The following is a 17,821-nucleotide window of genomic DNA, read 5'->3' on the forward strand; positions in this document are numbered from 1 at the left end:
CCGGACAGAAAGGGCTGCCATGCTGCGCAGGCTTGCCAACCGGCTGGACTTCACCAAGGGCCTTGGCTTTCGTCTGGGCGCGCTTCTGTCGGTGGCGATCCTGCCCATCGGGATGATCTCGCTGATCCAGAATCTCAGCCTGTCGCAGCAGGCCGAACGCAGCAATGAAATGGCGATCCTGGGCCGCACCTCGCTGGCGGCAGCGGGCGAGCGGGCGCTGTTGCAAAGCGCGCTGGGGTCTGCCGATGCGCTGGGGCCCGCCGTGCTGGAGGTGATGGACGATCCGCAGGCCTGTTCCGACCTGATGCGCAGCTTCATCGAGCGCAGCGCCACCTATGCCGCCGCCGTCTTCGTGCGTGCGGATGGAATGTCGGACTGCACCTCGTCCCGCGACGGGCCGCAATTGCTGGATATGCGCGATTCCGTCAGCTATCGCACGTTTTCCGAAGCGCCGGGCACGCTGGTTACATCCGTTGACCGGGGGCGGGTCAGCGACCGCTCGGTCATTTCGGTGATCCAGCCGCTGTATCGTGAACGCGAGATGCTGGGCTTTGTCGCCATCTCGCTGACGCAGGAACTGCTGCGGTCCACCCATGCGATCTATCAAAGCTCGGACGAGGCGCGGATCGTCACCTTCAACCACCGGGGCCGGATCCTGACCTCGGATGTGCGCGACGGCGAGGAGGTGGGCGCGTTCCTGCCCAAGGATGTCGCCCTGCCCAGCCTGCTGGCGCGGACCGAAACCACCTTCCGCGGCAAATCGAACAATGGCGAGGCGCAGGTCTTTGCCGTGGCGCCGGTGGTGCCGGGTCTGGTCTATGCCATCGGCAGCTGGAATCCGCGGATGGTCGGCCTTGGGGCCTTTCAGGCATCGCATTTCGGCGCTTTCTTTCTGCCCATCGCGCTGTGGCTGGTGTCGCTGGCCGTCGCCTATTTCGCGGTTTTTCGCCTTGTGCTGCGCCATATCCGCGAATTGCGCGGCCAGATGCGCCGTTTCGCCATCGGCAGCCGTGCCAGCCCGCCCCCGGTCCTTCAGAACGCGCCAAGCGAGATTGCCGATGTCAGCCAGACCTTCCACAACATGGCGCGCATCCTGATCCGCGACGAAGCCGCGATGGAGGCCGCCGTCGCCGAAAAGACCGTGCTGTTGAAAGAGGTTCACCACCGGGTCAAGAACAACCTGCAACTGATCGCCTCGATCATCAACATGCAAAGCCGGGTGATCGACGATCCCGACGCCAAACGGGTGCTGCGCTCGGTTCAGGACCGGGTGGCGGCGCTGGCGACGATCTATCGCAACCTCTATCAGGCCGAGCATCTGGACGCGGTCGAGGCCGACCGGCTGATCGGCGACATCATCAACCAGATGACCAACGCCACCGTGGGACCGGGCAATTCGCTGCGGATCGACACGAAACTGCAACCGCTGATCCTGCTGCCCGATCAGGCGGTGCCGCTATCGCTGCTGGCGACCGAGGCCTTTACCAACGCGCTGAAATATGCCGGTACCGCGCCGGGCGAGGATCAGCCCTGGGTGCGGGTTTCGCTCAGTTCGCCGCAGCCGGGGCGGGCGGTGCTGGAAATCGTCAATTCGGTGGGGTCCAAAGAGGAAAACCCGGACGGTACCGGCCTTGGCAGTCAGCTGATCGAGGCGTTCTCGACCCAGCTGGAGGGCGATTCATTTTCGGGGATCGAGGGCGATACTTTCGTGTTGCGCCTGCCCTTCGCGGTTGAACAGGTGGCCTCGACGCAGCCAGACGATAGCCGGCAGGTGGTGCTGACCTCGGCCGCGCGACAGGGCGCAAGTCATTGAGACGCTGCGGCAGGAATGTCGCTGATGGCCACAGATCGCGGACCGGGCGCTTGTCTGTGGATGAAAGCGTCATATTCTGCGGGGAATGATGCAGGAAGGCGAATATGATCTGAGGACCGGCACGGGGCTGATCGCCTGTCCGCGCTGCGATGCCCTGCATGTTGAGCTTGAGCTGACCTCGGGCGAGACCGCGCGCTGCGTCCGCTGCGGTTCGGTTCTGGCCAAGCCGCGCGCGGGGGCCTTCGGACAGCTGATCGCGCTGGCCTTCACCTCGATGGTGCTGATGGTGGGGGCGGTGTTTTTCCCCTTCCTCGAAATCTCTCGCATGGGGTTCGGAAACGCGACCTCGTTGTTCGGGGTGGCGCTGGCATTCGCCGACGGGGTGCTGTTGCCGCTGGTTCTGGCGGTTCTGGCGATGATCGTCGGGCTGCCGGTGCTGCGGGCCTTTCTCATGGTCTATACGCTGGTGCCGCTGGCGCAGGGGCGTCAGCCCTATCGCCACGCCGCCGCGGCCTTCCGGCTGTCCGAACAATTGCGGCCATGGTCGATGGCCGAGATCTTCGTGATCGGCACCTCGGTCGCGCTGGTCAAGGTGGCGGGGCTGGCCAGCATCAGCCTTGGCCCGGCCTTCTGGGCCTTCTGCGCGCTGATCTTCGTCAACGTGGCCGCGCGGGGCTTCATGTGCCAGACGACGATCTGGGACGCGATCGAGGATGGCGGCCTGCCCACCGATGGCCGCGAAATGGTCGAGGGGCAGGCATGAGCGCACCGCAGACCGACCATGCCGCCCCGGTAATGACCGCCCATCGCGCGGGGCTGATCGGCTGTCGCGGCTGTGGCCGGGTCTGGCCGGTCGAAAAGGCGCGTTGCGACCGCTGTCATTCCCGGCTGGTGCCGCCCGACCGGCGCGGATTGCAGGCGGTCTGGGCGTGGTGGTTTGCCGGGCTGATCATGTATATCCCCGCCAACCTGTTCCCGATGATGCGGACCGAGACCTTCGCCGGGCTGATGGGCAGCGCCGAGGCGACGATCATCGAAGGCGTGATCGACCTGATCAAGCACGGCAGCTATGACATCGCGGCGATCGTCTTCGTGGCCTCGGTCATTGTGCCCGTGGGCAAGTTCGTGTCCATTGCGTGGCTGGCGCTGGCGGCGGGACGTCCGGCGACCGTCGATCAGGCCCATACCCGGTTGAAGATATACGAGGTGGTCGAGTTCATCGGCCGCTGGTCGATGATCGACGTTTTCGTCGTCGCGATCCTGTCGGCGCTGGTGCAACTGGGCTTTGTCGCCTCGATCCATCCCGGCCCGGCAGCGGTCTCGTTCGCGCTGTCGGTTGCCTTCACCATGCTTTCCGCGCAGAGTTTTGATCCGCGGCTGATCTGGCGCGGTCTGCCCTTGCGACGGCGGCGCGAAACATGACGGCGCGGCGGATGACCGGGCGGCAAGAAAAACCCAAGGGGCAGGAACGACGGAACGAAGATGAGTGACACGCCAGAGCCGCTGAAACCGGCAAGCCCGGTGCGCAAGACCGCCGTGCGGGCCGCGCAGGCCGGGGCCAACCTGATCTGGCTGGTGCCGATCGTTGCGTTGATCGTGACGCTTGGCGTCGCCTGGAACGCCTATACCGGCCGTGGCGTGCTGATCGAGGTCGAATTTGCCGACGCCACCGGCATCACGCCGGGCGAAACCGCGCTGCGCTTTCGCGAGATCACCGTGGGCCGGGTGGAAGCGGTGCGTTTCACGCAGGACCTGTCGCGCGTCGTCGTGGAAATGCGGGTGGATAACGATGTCGCCCAGTTCATCGACGAGGATGCCAGCTTCTGGATCGTGCGGCCTCAGGTCAGCGCGCAGGGCGTGACGCGGCTGGATACGGTGCTGACCGGGGCCTTTGTCGAGGGGTATTGGGACGCCGATACCAGCGAATCCCAGCGTCATTTCATAGGGTTGGACCGCCCGCCGCTGATCCGCAGCGATGTGCCGGGCAGCTGGATCCGCCTGTCGATGGAGGCGGGCGACGGGCTGTCCGAAGGCGCGCCGATCCTGCATCGCGGCGTGCAGGTGGGCCGGATGGAGAATATCCGCATCTCGGATGCCGACGACCGCGTGCTGGCCGATGCCTTCATCGAGGCGCCGCATGACGACAAGCTGACCTCGGCGACCGCGTTCTGGGATACCTCGGGTTTTTCGCTGTCCTTCGGGCCGCAGGGCCTGTCCTTCAATGTGAACTCGCTGGCCTCGGTTCTGCAGGGTGGCGTTGCCTTCGATACCATCGTCAGCGGTGGCACCGCCATCGAACCCGGCCATGAATTCACCGTCCGCGTCGATGAGGCGACGGCGCGCAGCTCGATCTTCGCGCCCGAGGATGGCGAGCCCCTGCGGCTGAGCATGCTGATCGACGATTCCGTGCGCGGGCTGACCACCGGCGCGGATGTGCAGTTTCAGGGGCTGCGCGTCGGGCAGGTGACCGAATTGTCGGTCGCTGTCGATGAGGCGGCCGAAAGCCCTGCCCTGCAACAGCGGGTGAACATCTCTATCTGGCCGGAACGGATGGGCCTGCCCGAGGGATCTTCGCCCGAGGATGCGATGGAATTTCTGGAACGTGCGGTGCAGGACGGGGTGCGGGCGCGTGTCGCCTCGGCCGGGTTCTTCGGCGCAAGGCTGATGGTCGAGATGGTGACGATCCCCGATGCCGAACCCGCCGAAATCATCATGCGCGAGGATGATCTGCCGCTGATGCCCACCGCGCCCGGCGATATCGAGGATTTCTCGGACACCGCGCGTGGCTTTGTGGACCGGATCGGTGGCCTGCCCATCGAAGAGGCGTTGCAGGCCGCCACCGACATGATGAACAGCATCACCGCGCTGACCGCATCGCCCGCGGCGCAGGGCCTGCCCGCCAAGATCAGCCAGACCGTGGATGATGCGCGCGTGGCCGTGGCCGATGTCGGCGCCATGACGACCGAGCTGCGAGAGGCCGGGACCGCCGCCAATCTGGCCCGCATGATCGACGAGGCCGCCGAAGCCGCCGAGGCCGTCCGTCTGGCCGCCGCCGATGTGCCCCAGATGGTCGAGGATATCGACGCCGCCGCCGATTCCTTCAACCAGATCGACTTTCTGGCCATCAGCACGCAGGCCGAGGGCATCCTGACCGATCTGCGCGCCATGCTGGGCAGCGAGGATGCCGAGCAATTGCCGCGCAACTTGTCCGATACGTTGCAGGCGGCATCCGGTCTGCTGAACGATCTGCGCGACGGCAATGCGGCGGGCAGCCTGAACAACGCCCTGCAATCGGCCAGCACCGCCGCCGACGAGATCGCGGCCTCGGTGCAGGAACTGCCCGGCCTGATCCGGCGTCTGCAAGCCACTGCCGCCCGCGCAGACGGGGTTCTGGCCAGCTATGGCGAGCGTTCGGCCTTCAATGCCGAGACCATCAACATGATGCGCGAGTTGCGCCGCGCCAGCGAGGCTTTCGGTTCGCTGGCCCGGATGATCGAACGCAACCCTCGCGCCTTCATTCTGGGACGATAAACCATGATTCTTGCCCGTTTTCTCCCTCTTTGCCTTGCGGCGCTGGTGCTGTCGGCTTGTTCCGACCCCGAAAAGACCAGCCGCTTTCTGATCGACCCGCCCGCGACCGGTGCGCAGGTCCCGAACCGTCTGGGCACGGTCGAATTGCGCGATGTGTCACTGCCGGAATACGCCTCGGGGCAAGAGGTGTCGTGGCAGACGGCGGATGGCGCCGTGCGCTCGAACCCGGACAACCTGTGGGCCGACAATCCGCAGCGCGCCTTTACCGAAACCCTGGCGCGAGAGATATCCAACATCTCGGGCGCGACGGTGATCGGGGAACCCTGGCCCCTGGCCGAGCCGCCGCAGCGACGGCTGGAGGTGCGGGTGGAAAAGGCGCTGGCGCAGGCGGATGGGGCGTTCCGTCTCAGCGGGCGCTATTTCGTATCGGACGAGGGGTTCGGCACCGGCGGCGCCAATCATGCCCGCAGTTTCGACATTACCGTGCCGCTGGGGTCGGATCAGCCCGCCGCCGTCGCGCAGGCCATGTCGCAGGCGATTTCGCAACTGGCCCAGCAGATCGCGACCCTGTCCGGCCCCGGCAGCACCATCGCCACCCGCAACCGCGCCGCCGACGATCCTTTCGCGATGTTCTAGGGCGCCAGCGCCCCAAGCAGCTGTTCATGCAGATGCGGCCCGGCGACGATCAGGCCGTCGATCATCGCGCGCGGACTGTTGAAGCGCATCCTTGCGCCGCGCCGGTCGGTGACGCTGGCCCCGGCGCGTTCCGCAATCAGGCTGCCCGCGGCGATGTCCCATTCCCAGACCGCCCGCAGCGACAGCGCCGCGTCGAAACGCCCCTGCCCGGCAAGGCACAGCCGCCACGCCAGAGAAGGCCGGAAATCGCGCTGGAACGGTGGCGTCACCCCGCCGCGCCAATGCGTGGCATCGGTCGCGGCGCGATAGGTCAGCACCCGCGCACCGTCGATATCGGCCTTGCTGGGCGCGATGGCCTGGCCGTTCATCAGCGCCGGGCCATCCGCGAAGGCGCTATAGCACAGATCGCGCACCGGCAGGTAAACCGCCGCCGCCACGATCCGGTCGCCTTTGGCCACGGCCAGCGAATGGGCAAAGTGATCCTGCCCGTCGATAAAGGCGCGGGTGCCGTCGATCGGGTCGATGATGAAGCAATGCCCGGCATCCAGCCGCGACGGGTCGGCCTCGCTTTCCTCGGACAGCCAGCCATATTCGGGCCGCGCGCCCATCAGCAGATCGTGCAGCGCGTCGTTCACGGCCAGATCGGCCTCGGTCACCGGGCCTGCGTCATCGGCCTTGTCCCAGGCCCTCGGATGCTTGCGCCAGTAACGCAGCGCGATCTGCCCGGCATCGCGGGCCGCGCGTTCCAGCAGCGCCAGATCGTCCTCAGGCGCCGGCAACAGTCATTCCCTCGACCAGCAGGCTGGGTACCTCTGCCGTGCGCCAGGGCAGCGCGTCATTGGCGGCGCGCAGGGTCATCAGCATGTCGCGCAGATTGCCGGCGATGGTGCATTCGTTGACCGGATACGCGATCTGCCCGTTTTCCACCCAGAACCCCGCCGCGCCGCGCGAATAATCGCCCGTGGTGTCGTTGATCGAGGCCCCCAGCATCGAGGTCACGACCAGCCCGCGCCCCATATCCGCGACCAGATCGTCGCGGCTTTGGCGGCCAGAGGTCAGGGCGATATTGCTGATGGTCGGCGAGGGCGCAGAGGTCAGCCCCCGCGCCGCCGATCCGGTGCTGGCCATGCCCAGCTTGCGCCCGGTCGCCAGATCCAGCGTCCAGCCTTGCAGGATGCCGTCGCGGACGATGGCGCGGGACCGGGTTTCCAGCCCCTCGGCATCGAAGGGGCGCGAGGCCGGATAGCGCGGCTTCAGCGGGTCTTCGATCAGGTCCATGCCAGCGGGCAACACCGGCTGATCCAGCGCATCGCGCAGCCAGCTGGCGCCACGCGCCACCGCCGCGCCGTTCACCGCGCCCAGCAGATGCCCGAGCAACGAGGCCGACACGCGGCGGTCGAACAGAATCGGAAAGGCCCCGGTCGGCGGCTTGCGCGATCCGGCGCGGGCCAGCGTGCGTTCGGCGGCCAGCCGGCCGATTTCCTCGGGCTGTGGCAGATCGCTGGCCCAGACGCGGGATTCGGCGGCATAGTCACGCTCCATCCCCAGCCCCTCGCCGGTGATGGCGACGGCGGAAATCACATGGGTGCTGCGCTCATACCCGCCGGAAAACCCGTTGCTGGCCGCGATCCACAACTGGCGGCGGCTGAAACTGGCATTGGCGGCCTCGACCTGAGAGATGCCGGGCTGCGACAGGGTCGCGGCCTCGGTCCGCAGGGCCAGGTCCTGCAATTCCGCCGGGGTCGGGTCGGGCAGGTCGTCGGCGATCTGCAAACCCTGCGCATCGCGGCGCGGGCCCAACTGGTCGGGATCGGCCAGCCCCAGCATGTCATCCACCGGCGCCTCGCGCGCCATGGCGACGGCGCGGGAGGCCATGGCGTCGATGGTGGCCTGATCGTGATCGCTGCCCGACACGCAGGCCTGACGACCGCCCACCAGCACGCGCAGCCCGATCTCGGCCCCGTCGGCGCTGTCGGCATGTTCCAGCGCACCGCCGCGCACGTCGATGCTGATCGAATGGCCGCGGATCGCCAGCGCGTCGGCCTGATCGGCCCCCGCCCGGCGCGCGGCATCCAGCAGCACCTCGGCCAGATTGCGCAGTTTCGTGGTTGCGTTGTCGTGAGTGTCGTTGCCCGACATGGCCAATCCCCTGATCTTCGCGCCGATGGTAGAGCGTTCCACGACCGGCGCAAATGAAAAGGGCCGGGAAAAGCCCCCGGCCCCGTCGCGTTCCGGCAGGTTTTACTTCACCTGTTGTCCATTGGCAAAGATCGAACCGCCTTCGCGGAATTCCAGTTCGGTCCGCAGGTTGTCGGGATCGTCATTCACCGGCTTGGCGAACATCGCCAGCATCATGCGAATGCCCATTGCCTGTTCCTGCGGGATGGCGCCCATCGCGATCAGCTTGTCGATCAGGCCGCTGACGCCGGTGAAATTGCCCTCGATCGTGCCGACGGGTTCCTGCGGGTTCTGGCTCAGGTCCAACTCTCCGGTGACATCCGCCGTGACACCCACCGCATCCAGCGCCAGCTTGGCGATGCGCAGGGTCTGCGGCACGAAGGGCATGTCCTGGACATCCGTGCCGTCAGCGCCGTCGGCAAGTGCGTCGCCGGTGGCGTCGTCCCCATCCGCCTGTTCACCGTCCGCCTGTTCGGTCAGGGTCTGGCCGAAATCGGGGTCGAACAGGTTGTCATTGACCAGCAGGTCGCCATCCAGATCAATGGCCAGCGAGGCCGGATCGCGCGGCAGTTGCTGATCGGCATCGAACAGATCCCAGATCTCGTCCGAGAGGGTCAGGCCGGCCAGTTCATAGGCGAATTTGAACGGCTGCGGCGTGTCAGACTGAAGCACCGGAATGGCCATCGCGCCCGAGGCGCTGTCGGCGGCATAGGTGATCGGGAACGGCAGGGACGAGACATTCACCTCGGCTTCGGTCCGGCCCGAATTGCCGCTGTAGCTGAAGCCCTTTTCCGAAAGCTCCATCACCAACTCGCTGTTTTCGGCGCTGAAGCTGCCCGACGCTTCTTCGGGCTGGCCCTCGGGGTTCTGGCCCGAGAAGTGGAAGCTGCCGGCGATCGGCCCGCTGGAGAAGGTGCCGTCAGTGAACAGGCCCGCCGTCAGCGCGGCGGTCATGTCATTGGTCAGATCGACCTCGCCCGCGGGCGTGATCATGCTGCCTTTCATCACCATGTCGGTGACCTCGAAGCTGCCTTCGATCCGGCCATCCTGCGGCGTGCCATCCTCGGACGGTGGCTGATCGGCGGCGAATTCGGCGGTCAGCTTGGCCGCCGTCATGTCATAGACCGATTCGGTGCCCTCGGTCAGTTTTGTGGTCTGCGTCCCGGCCAGATCGGTCAGACTGATGTTCAGGGGCATTTCCACCCCTTCCGACAGCTCGCCGAAATTCACGCTCAGCGTCATGGTGGGATAGGTGAAATCGTGACGCAGATCCTCGGGCGTGCCGGAACTGATCATCTCGTTGCCCGGCATCGCGATCACCATGCTGACTTCCATGTCATCGGCATCGGGCATCGGGCTGGTGAAATCGGCGGTGATGTCGCCGTCGAACACGGTACGCACATTGGCGTCGCCGGTCTGTTGCAGCGTCACCTTCGGGATCAGGATATTGGTGGTGTAATCCTCGTTTTCGGGGGATTTGATGACCACATCGCCAAGCGTCAGGGTATCGCCGCCATCATTCTCCTGACCGACAACGACTTCGTAACCAATTCTGTTGTAATAGTCGGTCAGGTTTTCCCAGACCTGTGAAGGGGTCACCTCGGCAAAAAGCGGCGCCGCACCCGCGATCAGCGCGATGGTCGAGGTTGCAAGGGTTCTGAACATGCCGAATACCTTTCGCAGTTCTTCAAAATACGCCATTTGTCGCACAGCGGCCTGGCAAGTGAAAGGTACGACCTCGTGATAGATGTGCGGATAGATGCTTATTCGGCGACCCTGACAATCGACCGTCAGGAAAAGGCCAATTCGCTGACCGAGGCGATGCTGCGCGACCTGACCGGGCATCTGGATGATCTGGCCGGGCGCGACGATATCCGCGCGGTGATCCTGACCGGCGCCGGGCGGGTGTTTTCAGCCGGTGCCGATCTGGACGAGGCCAAAGCCGGGCTGGCGAAATCCCCCGAATGGGAACGCCTGTCGGCGCGGATGGCGACCATGCCCTGCCTGACCATCGCGGCACTGAACGGCACGCTGGCGGGCGGCGCCTTCGGCATGGTGCTGGCCTGCGATCTGCGCATCGCCGTGCCCGAGGCGCGGTTCTTCTATCCGGTGATGAAGCTGGGCTTTCTGCCGCAACCCAGCGATCCGCGCCGCCTGACACAGCTGATCGGCGCGGCGCGGGCCAAGATGATCCTGATGGCAGGCGCCCGGATCGAGGCGCGCGAGGCACTGGCATGGGGGCTGGTCGAACGGCTGGTCCCGGCGCAGGGCCTGATGGCTGCCGCGCAGGAACTGGCGGGGGATTGTCTGGCCGCCGATGGCGGTCATGTCATGGCGATCAAGGCGATGATCGGTCAGCGCCCGTAAATCCGGCACCCGCAAACCGGTGACAAGTCGCGGTCAGGAATAGGCCGCTTCCTTGCCGAAATGGCGGCACAGCATGTAATAGACCACCGCGCGATATTTGCTGCGGTTGGAACGGCCGTATTTCTCGACCACCGCGTCGATGGCCTGCGACAGTTCCGGCCCGCTGGCAAGGCCCAGCTTCTTGACCAGATAATTGGCGCTGATCCGGTCAAGCTCTGCCTGATCGGACGAGGCGACGGTTTCCGCATCGGCGTTATAGATCGAGGGTCCGCAACCGATCGTGACCTTGGTCAGCAGGTCCAGATCGGGTTCTTCCCCCAGCTTGTCGCGAATATCGGCGGCATATTTGGCAATCAGGTCGTCGCGTCTGCTCATCACGTCCCTCCGGTCGATATATGTCATCCGGGGGAAGGATGCGGCGCGGATGGCCGCCGATCAAGCCCTGATCGCGGGGACGCCGCTGCGATTGCGCAGCGTCCCGCTGATGTCAGACCCGTTCCAGCGCGATGGCGATGCCTTGCCCCACGCCGATGCACATGGTGGAAAGCGAGCGTCTGGCCCCCTTCAGCGACAGTTCCAGCGCAGCCGTGCCGGTGATCCGCGCCCCCGACATGCCCAGTGGATGACCCAGCGCAATCGCGCCGCCATTGGGGTTCACGCGCGGGTCGTCATCGGCAATGCCCAGATCGCGCAGCGTGGCCAGACCCTGGCTGGCAAAGGCCTCGTTCAGCTCGATCACGTCGAAATCGGCAGGACTCAGCCCCAGCCGCGCCATCAGCTTCCTGCTGGCGGGCGCGGGGCCGAAGCCCATGATCCGCGGCGGAACGCCCGCGGTGGCGCCACCCAGAACGCGGGCAATCGGGGTCAGCCCGTATTTCTTCCCCGCGTCCGCCGACGCCAGGATCAGCGCCGCCGCCCCGTCATTGACGCCCGAGGCATTGCCCGCCGTCACCGTCCCGCCCTTGCGGAACGGGGTCGGCAGCGCGGCCAGCTTTTCAGCCGTGGTTTCGCGCGGATGTTCGTCGCGCTCGACCAGTTTCGGATCGCCCTTGCGCTGCGGGATGGTGACCGGCGTGATCTCGCGGGCCAGACGGCCATTCGCCTGTGCCTGCGCGGCGTTTTGCTGACTGCGCAGCGCCATCGCGTCCTGATCCTGACGGCTGATCGAGAAATCCTCGGCCACGTTCTCGCCGGTTTCGGGCATGGATTCGACGCCATATTGCGCCTTCATCAGCGGATTGACGAAGCGCCAGCCGATGGTGGTGTCGTGGATCTCGGCATGGCGGGAAAACGCGGTTTCCGCCTTGGGCATCACGAAAGGCGCGCGGGACATGGATTCGACCCCGCCCGCGATCATCAGATCGGCCTCGCCCGACTTGATCGCGCGGGCGGCCATGATCACCGCATCCATGCCGGATCCGCACAGCCGGTTCACCGTGGTTCCCGTGACGCTCACAGGCAGCCCGGCCAGCAGCAGCGCCATGCGGGCGACGTTGCGGTTATCCTCGCCCGCCTGATTGGCGCAGCCGAAGATCACGTCGTCGATGGCATCCCAATCGACGCCCGGATTGCGTTCGATCAGCGCACGCAGCGGGACGGCCCCCAGATCGTCGGCCCGCACGCTGGCAAGGCTGCCGCCGAAACGGCCGATGGGGGTGCGAATATAGTCGCAGATGAAAACGTCGGTCATGTCACAGCTCCGGCACAATCAGATCGGCGATATCGCCGGGCACCACCAGTTCGGCCCCGGTCACCGCCTGCAATTCCTCAAGCGAGATCGAGCGCAGCTTTTCGCGCAGCACGAAGCGCCCGCCCTCGATATCGATCACCGCCAACGAGGTATAGACGCGGGTCACGCAGCCCACCCCGGTCAGCGGCAGGCTGCAACGGCTGACCAGCTTTGGCGCGCCGGATTTGGTCACATGGTCGGTAATCACCGCCACCCGCTTGGCGCCATGCACCAGATCCATCGCGCCGCCCACGGCGGGCACGCCCTTGGGTCCGGTGGACCAGTTCGCCAGATCACCGTTTTCCGCGACCTCATAAGCGCCAAGGATCGCCACATCCAGATGCCCGCCGCGCACCATCGCGAAGCTGTCGGCATGGTGGAAGAACGCCGCGCCGGGCTTCAGCGTCACCGCTTTCTTGCCCGCGTTGATCAGGTCCCAATCCTCGGACCCCGGCTCGGGCGATTGCCCGAAATTCAGGATGCCGTTTTCGGTGTGAAAGATCGCCTGCCGTCCATCCGGCTGATATTGCGCGACTTTTTCTGGAAATCCGATGCCCAGATTGACATAGGCCCCGTCGGTGATGTCCTGCGCCGCGCGCCATGCGATCTGGTTATTGGTCAGTTTCGGGGTCATGCTGCGGGCTCCGGATAGACGGCATTGGCGCGGTTCAGGTCTTCCTCTTGCGCGGGATTGGCGACCTGCACGACCTTCTGGACGAAGATGCCGGGGGTCACGACCTGTTCGGGGTCGATGCCGCCCGCCGCCACCACATCGCTGGCCTGCACGATGGTTTCCGCCGCCGCCATGCACATCAGCGGGTTGAAGTTCCGCGCCGCCGCCCGATAGGTCAGGTTGCCGTGTGTATCGGCGGTTTCGGCCTTGATCAGCGCCACATCTGCCTTCAGCCAGCGCTCCTGCACATAGCTGCGCCCGTCGAATTCCGCGACCGGCTTGCCGCGCGCCAGATCGGTGCCAAAGCTGGTCGGCGTAAAGAAGGCGGGAATCCCTGCCCCGCCCGCGCGGATACGTTCGGCCAGCGTTCCCTGCGGCACCAGTTCCAGTTCGATCTGCCCGGCCAGATAGCGTTCGGTGAACACCACCGGATCGGCCGAGCGCGGGAAGGAACAGATCAGCTTGGCGACCATCCCGGTTTCGATCAGGGCCGCCAGCCCGACATGGCCGTTGCCGGCATTGTTGTTGATGACGGTCAGGTTTTTCGGGTGGCCGGTGGCCAGATGACGGTCGATCAATGCGTGGACCAGCTCGATGGGCGAACCTGCGCCGCCAAAGCCGCCGATCATCACACTCATGCCGTCCTCGATCCCGGCCACCGCCGTGGCCGGATCTGCGACTGTCTTGTCCATGTGACTATCCTTATTTCGCCGGGATTCCCGCCCGGGCTGGCGCAAGGGATAGGCACGAAAGGCCCTTCACGCAATCCGGTTTGTGCGATACACAATATTTGTTTACATATCGCACAAAGGTGCAGGGCATGGGAATCAGCGAACGCGACATCATGGGCGGTCTGGCCAAGGGTCTGGCGGTGATCGAGACCTTCGGCGCCGACAGCCCGCGCCAGTCGATATCCGAGGTATCGGCGGCATCCGGGCTGGACCGGGCCACGGCGCGGCGTTGTTTGCTGACGCTGGCGCATCTGGGTTACGCCGATTATGACGGCAAGTTCTTCACGCTGACGCCGCGGGTGCTGCGGCTGGGCACAGCCTGTCTGGCTGGAATGCCGCTGCCGCAACTGGTCCAGCCGTCGCTGGATCTGCTGTCCGAACGGATCGGGGAAAGCTCCTCGGTCTCGATCCTCGACGGGGCCGAGATCGTCTATATCGCGCGGGCGGCACAGCGGAAGGTGATGTCGATTTCGCTGATGCCGGGATCGCGGCTGCCTGCCTGCTGCACCTCGATGGGCAGGGTCCTGCTGGCCGCTCTGCCCGAGGATCAGGCCCGCGCGATCCTTGGCCCCGGCCCGCTGCCAGCCCGCGCGCCGATGACCCTGACCGATCCCCAGGCGGTGATGGCCGAACTGGCACGCATCCGCACGCAAGGCTATGCGCTGATAGATCAGGAGGTCGAGCCTGGCCTGCGCTCTATCGCCGTGCCGCTGAGTGATGCACGCGGTCGCGTGGTTGCGGCGCTGAATATCGGTGTGCCTGCGCGGCAGGCATCGGTGCAGGATCTGGTGGACATGTTCCTGCCCGCCTTGCAGCAAGTGGCGACCGACATCCGCGCTATGTTACACTGAACAGGGCTGGTCCAGTTGGCGGATCGGATTGTTCGCTGATTGGGCCGTGCGGTTTTCAGTGCGGGGACGCCTTTCTCGCCCAACTCCGGCGCCATCTGATTGTTTAACAGTGTGTTTTCAGAAACTTGATCCATCGGCTTACGATCATTGGCCTGCTCTGCTTCGGGATCTTTGGTGCGGATTTGTTCAGACCTGCGCCTGTCCGCCCCCTATTGACGTGATGAGGGCGACGACCAGCCCCGGCTTTCAGCCCGGAACCGTGGTCGATGCCGGTCCGCGGCCGACTACGCGCGGGCCCTGACCATCGCAATCGCCCGCCCCGCTGCGCGAGATGAAAGCTCCGCGCGCCGGGCGATTGCTCAACCGGCGCCGATAGGCGTAAACACTCACCGGGCTCCAGTCGCGGCTGGATGAAAGTTCAGTGGTGGGCCACAATCACGCCGTTCCGGGAATCTCTCACGATCCCCGTTTCATGCAGAACGCTCTAACCCCGGGTACAAAAGCGTCGAACTTGGGTTGAGCGACGGGCGCCGAGTGATAACTCATCCGGACCAAGGCTTCGGTGGTCAGCAGCAAGTCACCGCTGCCCATGTCTGCCACGGGGGCGAGGGCGCCTGTTACGTCTATCTGTGCCGCGGGCCGCGCAGTCAGGCGGAATAATTCGCCTTCGGCCCCATGAAATACCAGATGATCAGCCCGACCACCGGCAGGATGGCGATCAGCGCGATCCACAGGATCTTGGTGCCCGTGGTCTCGTTGGTATTGATGACCGAGGCGATCGCCCAGACATCGAGCACGAAGATGATGATCCCGAAGATATAGCCCATGGGTAATTCCTTTTCTGCCGTCAGGCCAACACGGCAACAGCCCCGCCGGTTCCCTTAAAGGACATAGCGCGACAGATCGGTCGAGCGCGCCAGATCGCCTAGATGCTGCTCGACATAGGCGGCATCGACGCTGACCGATTCCCCGCCCTTGTCTGGCGCGCTGAAGGACAGTTCCTCGAAGACCCGCTCGATCACGGTATAAAGCCTGCGCGCCCCGATATTCTCGACCGCAGCGTTCACCTCGGCGGCGATCCGCGCCAGCGCTGCAATCCCCTCGTCGCTGAAGCTGACGGAAACGCCCTCGGTCGCCATCAGCGCGGTATATTGCCGGGTCAGGGCGTTGTCGGTCTCGGTCAGGATGCGGATGAAATCCTCTTCGGTCAGCGCCCGCAACTCGACCCGGATCGGCAGACGACCCTGCAATTCCGGCAAAAGGTCGCTGGGTTTGGCAACATGGAACGCGCCCGAGGCGATGAACAGGATGTGATCGGTCCGCACCGGCCCGTATTTGGTCGAAACCGTCGTCCCCTCGATCAGCGGCAGCAGATCGCGCTGCACCCCCTCGCGGCTGACATCGCCACCCCGGGCATCCGAGCGGGCGCAGACCTTGTCGATCTCGTCGATGAAGACGATGCCGTTTTCCTGCACCGATTCCAGCGCGGCGGCCTTCACCGCCTCGTCGTCCAGCAGCTTGTCGGCCTCTTCCGCGATCAGCAGCTCATAGCTTTCGGCCACAGTCACCTTGCGCCGCACCCGCCGCCCGCCAAAGGCTTTCATCAGCCCCGACAGATCCATCATGCCACCCATGGCGCTGCCGGGCTGGCCGGGGATCTCCATCATGCCAAGCGGGTTCGAATTGTCCTGAACCTCCAGCTCGATCACGGTATCGTCCAGCTCGCCGCGCTTCAGCTTGTCGCGGAACATCTGCCTTGTACCCTCGCGCGCATCCGTCCCGGCCAGCGCCTCGACCACCCGCTCTTCGGCCGATTTATGGGCGCGGGCCTTGACCTCCTCGCGCATCCGCTCGCGCGTCTCGACGATGGCGGCGTCAGCCAGGTCGCGGATGATCTGCTCGACATCGCGCCCGACATAGCCGACTTCGGTGAATTTCGTCGCCTCGACCTTGATGAAGGGCGCATTGGCCAGCTTTGCCAGCCTCCGGCTGATCTCGGTCTTGCCGACCCCGGTCGGGCCGATCATCAGGATGTTCTTGGGATAGACCTCGTCGCGCAGATCGTCGCCCAGCTGTTTCCTGCGCCAGCGGTTGCGCAAGGCCACGGCCACGGCGCGCTTGGCGTCCTTCTGCCCGATGATGAAGCGATCCAGTTCGGAAACGATCTCGCGCGGGGTCAAATCGGTCATTCTCTTGCCTCGACTGGTCTATCTTTGGTGCTCAAATATCCCGGGGGTGAGGCCCGGCACGGGCCGAGGGGGCAGCGCCCCCCTTACCCCTTCGCCCCTTATCCTTGCAGCGTCTCGACGGTCAGGTTGCCGTTGGTATAGACGCAGATCTCGGCGGCGATCGCCATTGCCCGGCGCGCCACGCCTTCCGCGTCCAGATCGGTCTCCAGCAATCCCCGCGCGGCGGCCAGCGCGTAATTCCCGCCCGATCCGATGGCGGCCACGTCATGTTCGGGCTCCAGCACATCGCCGGCGCCGGTCACGACATAGATCTCGCGCCCGTCGGTGACGATCAGCATCGCCTCCAGATTGCGCAGGTATTTGTCGGTGCGCCAGTCCTTGGCCAGATCGACGCAGGCGCGCTGCAACTGGCCCGGCGCGGCTTCCAGCTTTTTCTCCAGCCGCTCCAGCAGGGTAAAGGCATCGGCGGTCGATCCGGCGAAACCCACCGCCACGTCGCGCCCGCCGGGCTTCAGCATCCGCACCTTGCGGGCCGAGCCCTTCATCACCGTCTGCCCGACGCTGACCTGTCCGTCGCCCGCAATCACGACCTTGCCGCCGCGCCTGACGGCCAGAATGGTCGTGCCATGCCAGCCGGGAAATCTGTCTTCCGCCATAAGCCTCTCCGTAGCTTTGGGTTCAGATATGAGGGCGCGTCAGGCTTCGCAACCCACCACGCCCTCAAAACCCGGATGCCCAAAAAAGACGGGCGGCGCGCATTGCGGCGGCCGCCCGGTCCGTCATCCGGCTGAATCGCTCAGATCGATTCGTCGATCCATTCCTTCAGCGCCGCCTTGGGGGCTGCGCCCATGCGGTTCGACACCATCTCGCCGCCCTTGAACATGAACAGCGCCGGGATGCCGCGCACGCCCAGATTGGCGGCCTGTTCGGGGTTCTCGTCCACATTGACCTTCACGATCTTGATCTTGCCGGCATATTCATCCGACAGTTCCTCGAGCGCGGGGCCGATCTGCTTGCAGGGGCCGCACCATTCCGCCCAGAAATCCACGATCACGGGGGTGTCGGCCTGACGCACCTCGGCGTCGAATTCGGTGTCACTGACGGGCACGGTAGGCATGTTGCT

18 protein-coding genes and 1 pseudogene are annotated in these 17,821 nt (G+C 65.3%); 8 read left to right on the forward strand and 11 right to left on the reverse strand.

Features of this window, described 5'->3' with window-relative positions:
* Positions 1-19: 19 nt before the first annotated feature.
* The 5 genes from JHW40_RS03655 (at position 20) to JHW40_RS03675 (ending at position 5,980) form a co-directional block, all read left to right on the forward strand.
* On the forward strand, positions 20-1,813 hold the full coding sequence (locus JHW40_RS03655) for a sensor histidine kinase (RefSeq protein ID WP_090611150.1): 1,794 nt from the start codon (positions 20-22) through the stop codon (positions 1,811-1,813).
* Positions 1,814-1,901: 88 nt separating this feature from the next.
* Positions 1,902-2,576, forward strand: a complete 675-nt coding sequence (locus tag JHW40_RS03660; RefSeq protein ID WP_336390104.1) for a paraquat-inducible protein A — start codon at positions 1,902-1,904, stop codon at positions 2,574-2,576.
* Positions 2,573-3,235: a paraquat-inducible protein A gene (locus tag JHW40_RS03665; RefSeq protein ID WP_090611148.1), complete on the forward strand. Its 663-nt coding sequence runs from the start codon at positions 2,573-2,575 to the stop codon at positions 3,233-3,235. The genes JHW40_RS03660 and JHW40_RS03665 overlap by 4 nt, the downstream gene beginning before the upstream one ends.
* 60 nt (positions 3,236-3,295) lie before the next feature.
* A complete protein-coding gene (locus JHW40_RS03670; protein ID WP_090611147.1) occupies positions 3,296-5,344 on the forward strand; it encodes a PqiB family protein in 2,049 nt (682 codons plus the stop codon).
* 3 nt (positions 5,345-5,347) lie between these two features.
* Entirely contained in the window at positions 5,348-5,980 is a 633-nt protein-coding gene (locus tag JHW40_RS03675; protein ID WP_090611146.1) for a PqiC family protein, read from the forward strand.
* Here the strand turns inward: JHW40_RS03675 and JHW40_RS03680 are convergent.
* From JHW40_RS03680 to JHW40_RS03690, 3 genes are all read right to left on the reverse strand, one after another.
* Positions 5,977-6,759, reverse strand: coding sequence for an inositol monophosphatase family protein (locus tag JHW40_RS03680; RefSeq protein WP_090611145.1), 783 nt, complete (start codon positions 6,757-6,759; stop codon positions 5,977-5,979). The two genes, JHW40_RS03675 and JHW40_RS03680, sit on opposite strands and share 4 nt — an antisense overlap.
* Positions 6,746-8,119 carry a TldD/PmbA family protein gene (locus JHW40_RS03685; RefSeq protein ID WP_090611144.1) on the reverse strand — a complete coding sequence of 458 codons (1,374 nt, stop codon included), beginning with the start codon at positions 8,117-8,119 and terminating at the stop codon, positions 6,746-6,748. The genes JHW40_RS03680 and JHW40_RS03685 overlap by 14 nt, the downstream gene beginning before the upstream one ends.
* 102 nt (positions 8,120-8,221) lie before the next feature.
* Positions 8,222-9,823, reverse strand: a complete 1,602-nt coding sequence (locus JHW40_RS03690) for a DUF2125 domain-containing protein (RefSeq protein WP_090611143.1) — start codon at positions 9,821-9,823, stop codon at positions 8,222-8,224.
* 75 nt (positions 9,824-9,898) lie between these two features.
* On the opposite strand from JHW40_RS03690, the gene JHW40_RS03695 reads away from it, so the two are divergent.
* A complete protein-coding gene (locus tag JHW40_RS03695; protein WP_090611142.1) occupies positions 9,899-10,525 on the forward strand; it encodes an enoyl-CoA hydratase/isomerase family protein in 627 nt (208 codons plus the stop codon).
* 33 nt (positions 10,526-10,558) lie between these two features.
* Here the strand turns inward: JHW40_RS03695 and JHW40_RS03700 are convergent, their stop codons facing one another.
* From JHW40_RS03700 to JHW40_RS03715, 4 genes are all read right to left on the reverse strand, one after another.
* Positions 10,559-10,900, reverse strand: coding sequence for a DUF2853 family protein (locus tag JHW40_RS03700; RefSeq protein WP_090611141.1), 342 nt, complete (start codon positions 10,898-10,900; stop codon positions 10,559-10,561).
* Positions 10,901-11,012: 112 nt separating this feature from the next.
* Positions 11,013-12,215: a 3-oxoadipyl-CoA thiolase gene (pcaF, locus tag JHW40_RS03705; protein WP_090611140.1), complete on the reverse strand. Its 1,203-nt coding sequence runs from the start codon at positions 12,213-12,215 to the stop codon at positions 11,013-11,015.
* A 1-nt stretch (position 12,216) separates the two neighbouring features.
* Positions 12,217-12,888 carry a 3-oxoacid CoA-transferase subunit B gene (locus tag JHW40_RS03710; RefSeq protein WP_090611139.1) on the reverse strand — a complete coding sequence of 224 codons (672 nt, stop codon included), beginning with the start codon at positions 12,886-12,888 and terminating at the stop codon, positions 12,217-12,219.
* Complete coding sequence (locus JHW40_RS03715) at positions 12,885-13,619, reverse strand: 3-oxoacid CoA-transferase subunit A (protein WP_090611138.1); 735 nt, start codon at positions 13,617-13,619, stop codon at positions 12,885-12,887. Before JHW40_RS03715 ends, JHW40_RS03710 begins: the two co-directional genes overlap by 4 nt.
* A 128-nt stretch (positions 13,620-13,747) precedes the next feature.
* Between JHW40_RS03715 and JHW40_RS03720 the strand changes: the two genes are divergently transcribed.
* Positions 13,748-14,509, forward strand: coding sequence for an IclR family transcriptional regulator (locus tag JHW40_RS03720; protein WP_090611137.1), 762 nt, complete (start codon positions 13,748-13,750; stop codon positions 14,507-14,509).
* Between the two features lie 270 nt (positions 14,510-14,779).
* A pseudogene (locus JHW40_RS03725) lies at positions 14,780-14,923 on the forward strand (IS3 family transposase); the annotation flags it as partial.
* Between the two features lie 233 nt (positions 14,924-15,156).
* Here the strand turns inward: JHW40_RS03725 and JHW40_RS03730 are convergent.
* The 4 genes from JHW40_RS03730 to trxA form a co-directional block, all read right to left on the reverse strand.
* A complete protein-coding gene (locus tag JHW40_RS03730; RefSeq protein ID WP_090611136.1) occupies positions 15,157-15,336 on the reverse strand; it encodes a PLD nuclease N-terminal domain-containing protein in 180 nt (59 codons plus the stop codon).
* A 54-nt stretch (positions 15,337-15,390) separates the two neighbouring features.
* Positions 15,391-16,698 carry an ATP-dependent protease ATPase subunit HslU gene (gene hslU / locus JHW40_RS03735; protein WP_090611135.1) on the reverse strand — a complete coding sequence of 436 codons (1,308 nt, stop codon included), beginning with the start codon at positions 16,696-16,698 and terminating at the stop codon, positions 15,391-15,393.
* Positions 16,699-16,796: 98 nt separating this feature from the next.
* Complete coding sequence (gene hslV / locus JHW40_RS03740; RefSeq protein WP_090611134.1) at positions 16,797-17,354, reverse strand: ATP-dependent protease subunit HslV; 558 nt, start codon at positions 17,352-17,354, stop codon at positions 16,797-16,799.
* A gap of 140 nt (positions 17,355-17,494) precedes the next feature.
* Positions 17,495-17,815: a thioredoxin gene (gene trxA / locus JHW40_RS03745; RefSeq protein WP_090611133.1), complete on the reverse strand. Its 321-nt coding sequence runs from the start codon at positions 17,813-17,815 to the stop codon at positions 17,495-17,497.
* Positions 17,816-17,821 lie beyond the last annotated feature (6 nt).

Source organism: Paracoccus alcaliphilus (genome assembly GCF_028553725.1).
GTDB classification, from domain to species: domain Bacteria; phylum Pseudomonadota; class Alphaproteobacteria; order Rhodobacterales; family Rhodobacteraceae; genus Paracoccus; species Paracoccus alcaliphilus.

Excerpts from the sequence above, each read along its gene's own strand:
- JHW40_RS03655 (WP_090611150.1), top strand. The coding sequence starts at position 20 with ATGCTGCGCAGGCTTGCCAACCGGCTGGACTTCACCAAGGGCCTTGGC.
- JHW40_RS03660 (WP_336390104.1), top strand. The coding sequence starts at position 1,902 with ATGCAGGAAGGCGAATATGATCTGAGGACCGGCACGGGGCTGATCGCC.
- JHW40_RS03665 (WP_090611148.1), top strand. The coding sequence starts at position 2,573 with ATGAGCGCACCGCAGACCGACCATGCCGCCCCGGTAATGACCGCCCAT.
- JHW40_RS03670 (WP_090611147.1), top strand. The coding sequence starts at position 3,296 with ATGAGTGACACGCCAGAGCCGCTGAAACCGGCAAGCCCGGTGCGCAAG.
- JHW40_RS03675 (WP_090611146.1), top strand. The coding sequence starts at position 5,348 with ATGATTCTTGCCCGTTTTCTCCCTCTTTGCCTTGCGGCGCTGGTGCTG.
- JHW40_RS03685 (WP_090611144.1), bottom strand. The coding sequence starts at position 8,119 with ATGTCGGGCAACGACACTCACGACAACGCAACCACGAAACTGCGCAAT.
- JHW40_RS03690 (WP_090611143.1), bottom strand. The coding sequence starts at position 9,823 with ATGTTCAGAACCCTTGCAACCTCGACCATCGCGCTGATCGCGGGTGCG.
- JHW40_RS03700 (WP_090611141.1), bottom strand. The coding sequence starts at position 10,900 with ATGAGCAGACGCGACGACCTGATTGCCAAATATGCCGCCGATATTCGC.
- pcaF (WP_090611140.1), bottom strand. The coding sequence starts at position 12,215 with ATGACCGACGTTTTCATCTGCGACTATATTCGCACCCCCATCGGCCGT.
- JHW40_RS03710 (WP_090611139.1), bottom strand. The coding sequence starts at position 12,888 with ATGACCCCGAAACTGACCAATAACCAGATCGCATGGCGCGCGGCGCAG.
- JHW40_RS03715 (WP_090611138.1), bottom strand. The coding sequence starts at position 13,619 with ATGGACAAGACAGTCGCAGATCCGGCCACGGCGGTGGCCGGGATCGAG.
- JHW40_RS03720 (WP_090611137.1), top strand. The coding sequence starts at position 13,748 with ATGGGAATCAGCGAACGCGACATCATGGGCGGTCTGGCCAAGGGTCTG.
- JHW40_RS03730 (WP_090611136.1), bottom strand. The coding sequence starts at position 15,336 with ATGGGCTATATCTTCGGGATCATCATCTTCGTGCTCGATGTCTGGGCG.
- hslU (WP_090611135.1), bottom strand. The coding sequence starts at position 16,698 with ATGACCGATTTGACCCCGCGCGAGATCGTTTCCGAACTGGATCGCTTC.
- hslV (WP_090611134.1), bottom strand. The coding sequence starts at position 17,354 with ATGGCGGAAGACAGATTTCCCGGCTGGCATGGCACGACCATTCTGGCC.
- trxA (WP_090611133.1), bottom strand. The coding sequence starts at position 17,815 with ATGCCTACCGTGCCCGTCAGTGACACCGAATTCGACGCCGAGGTGCGT.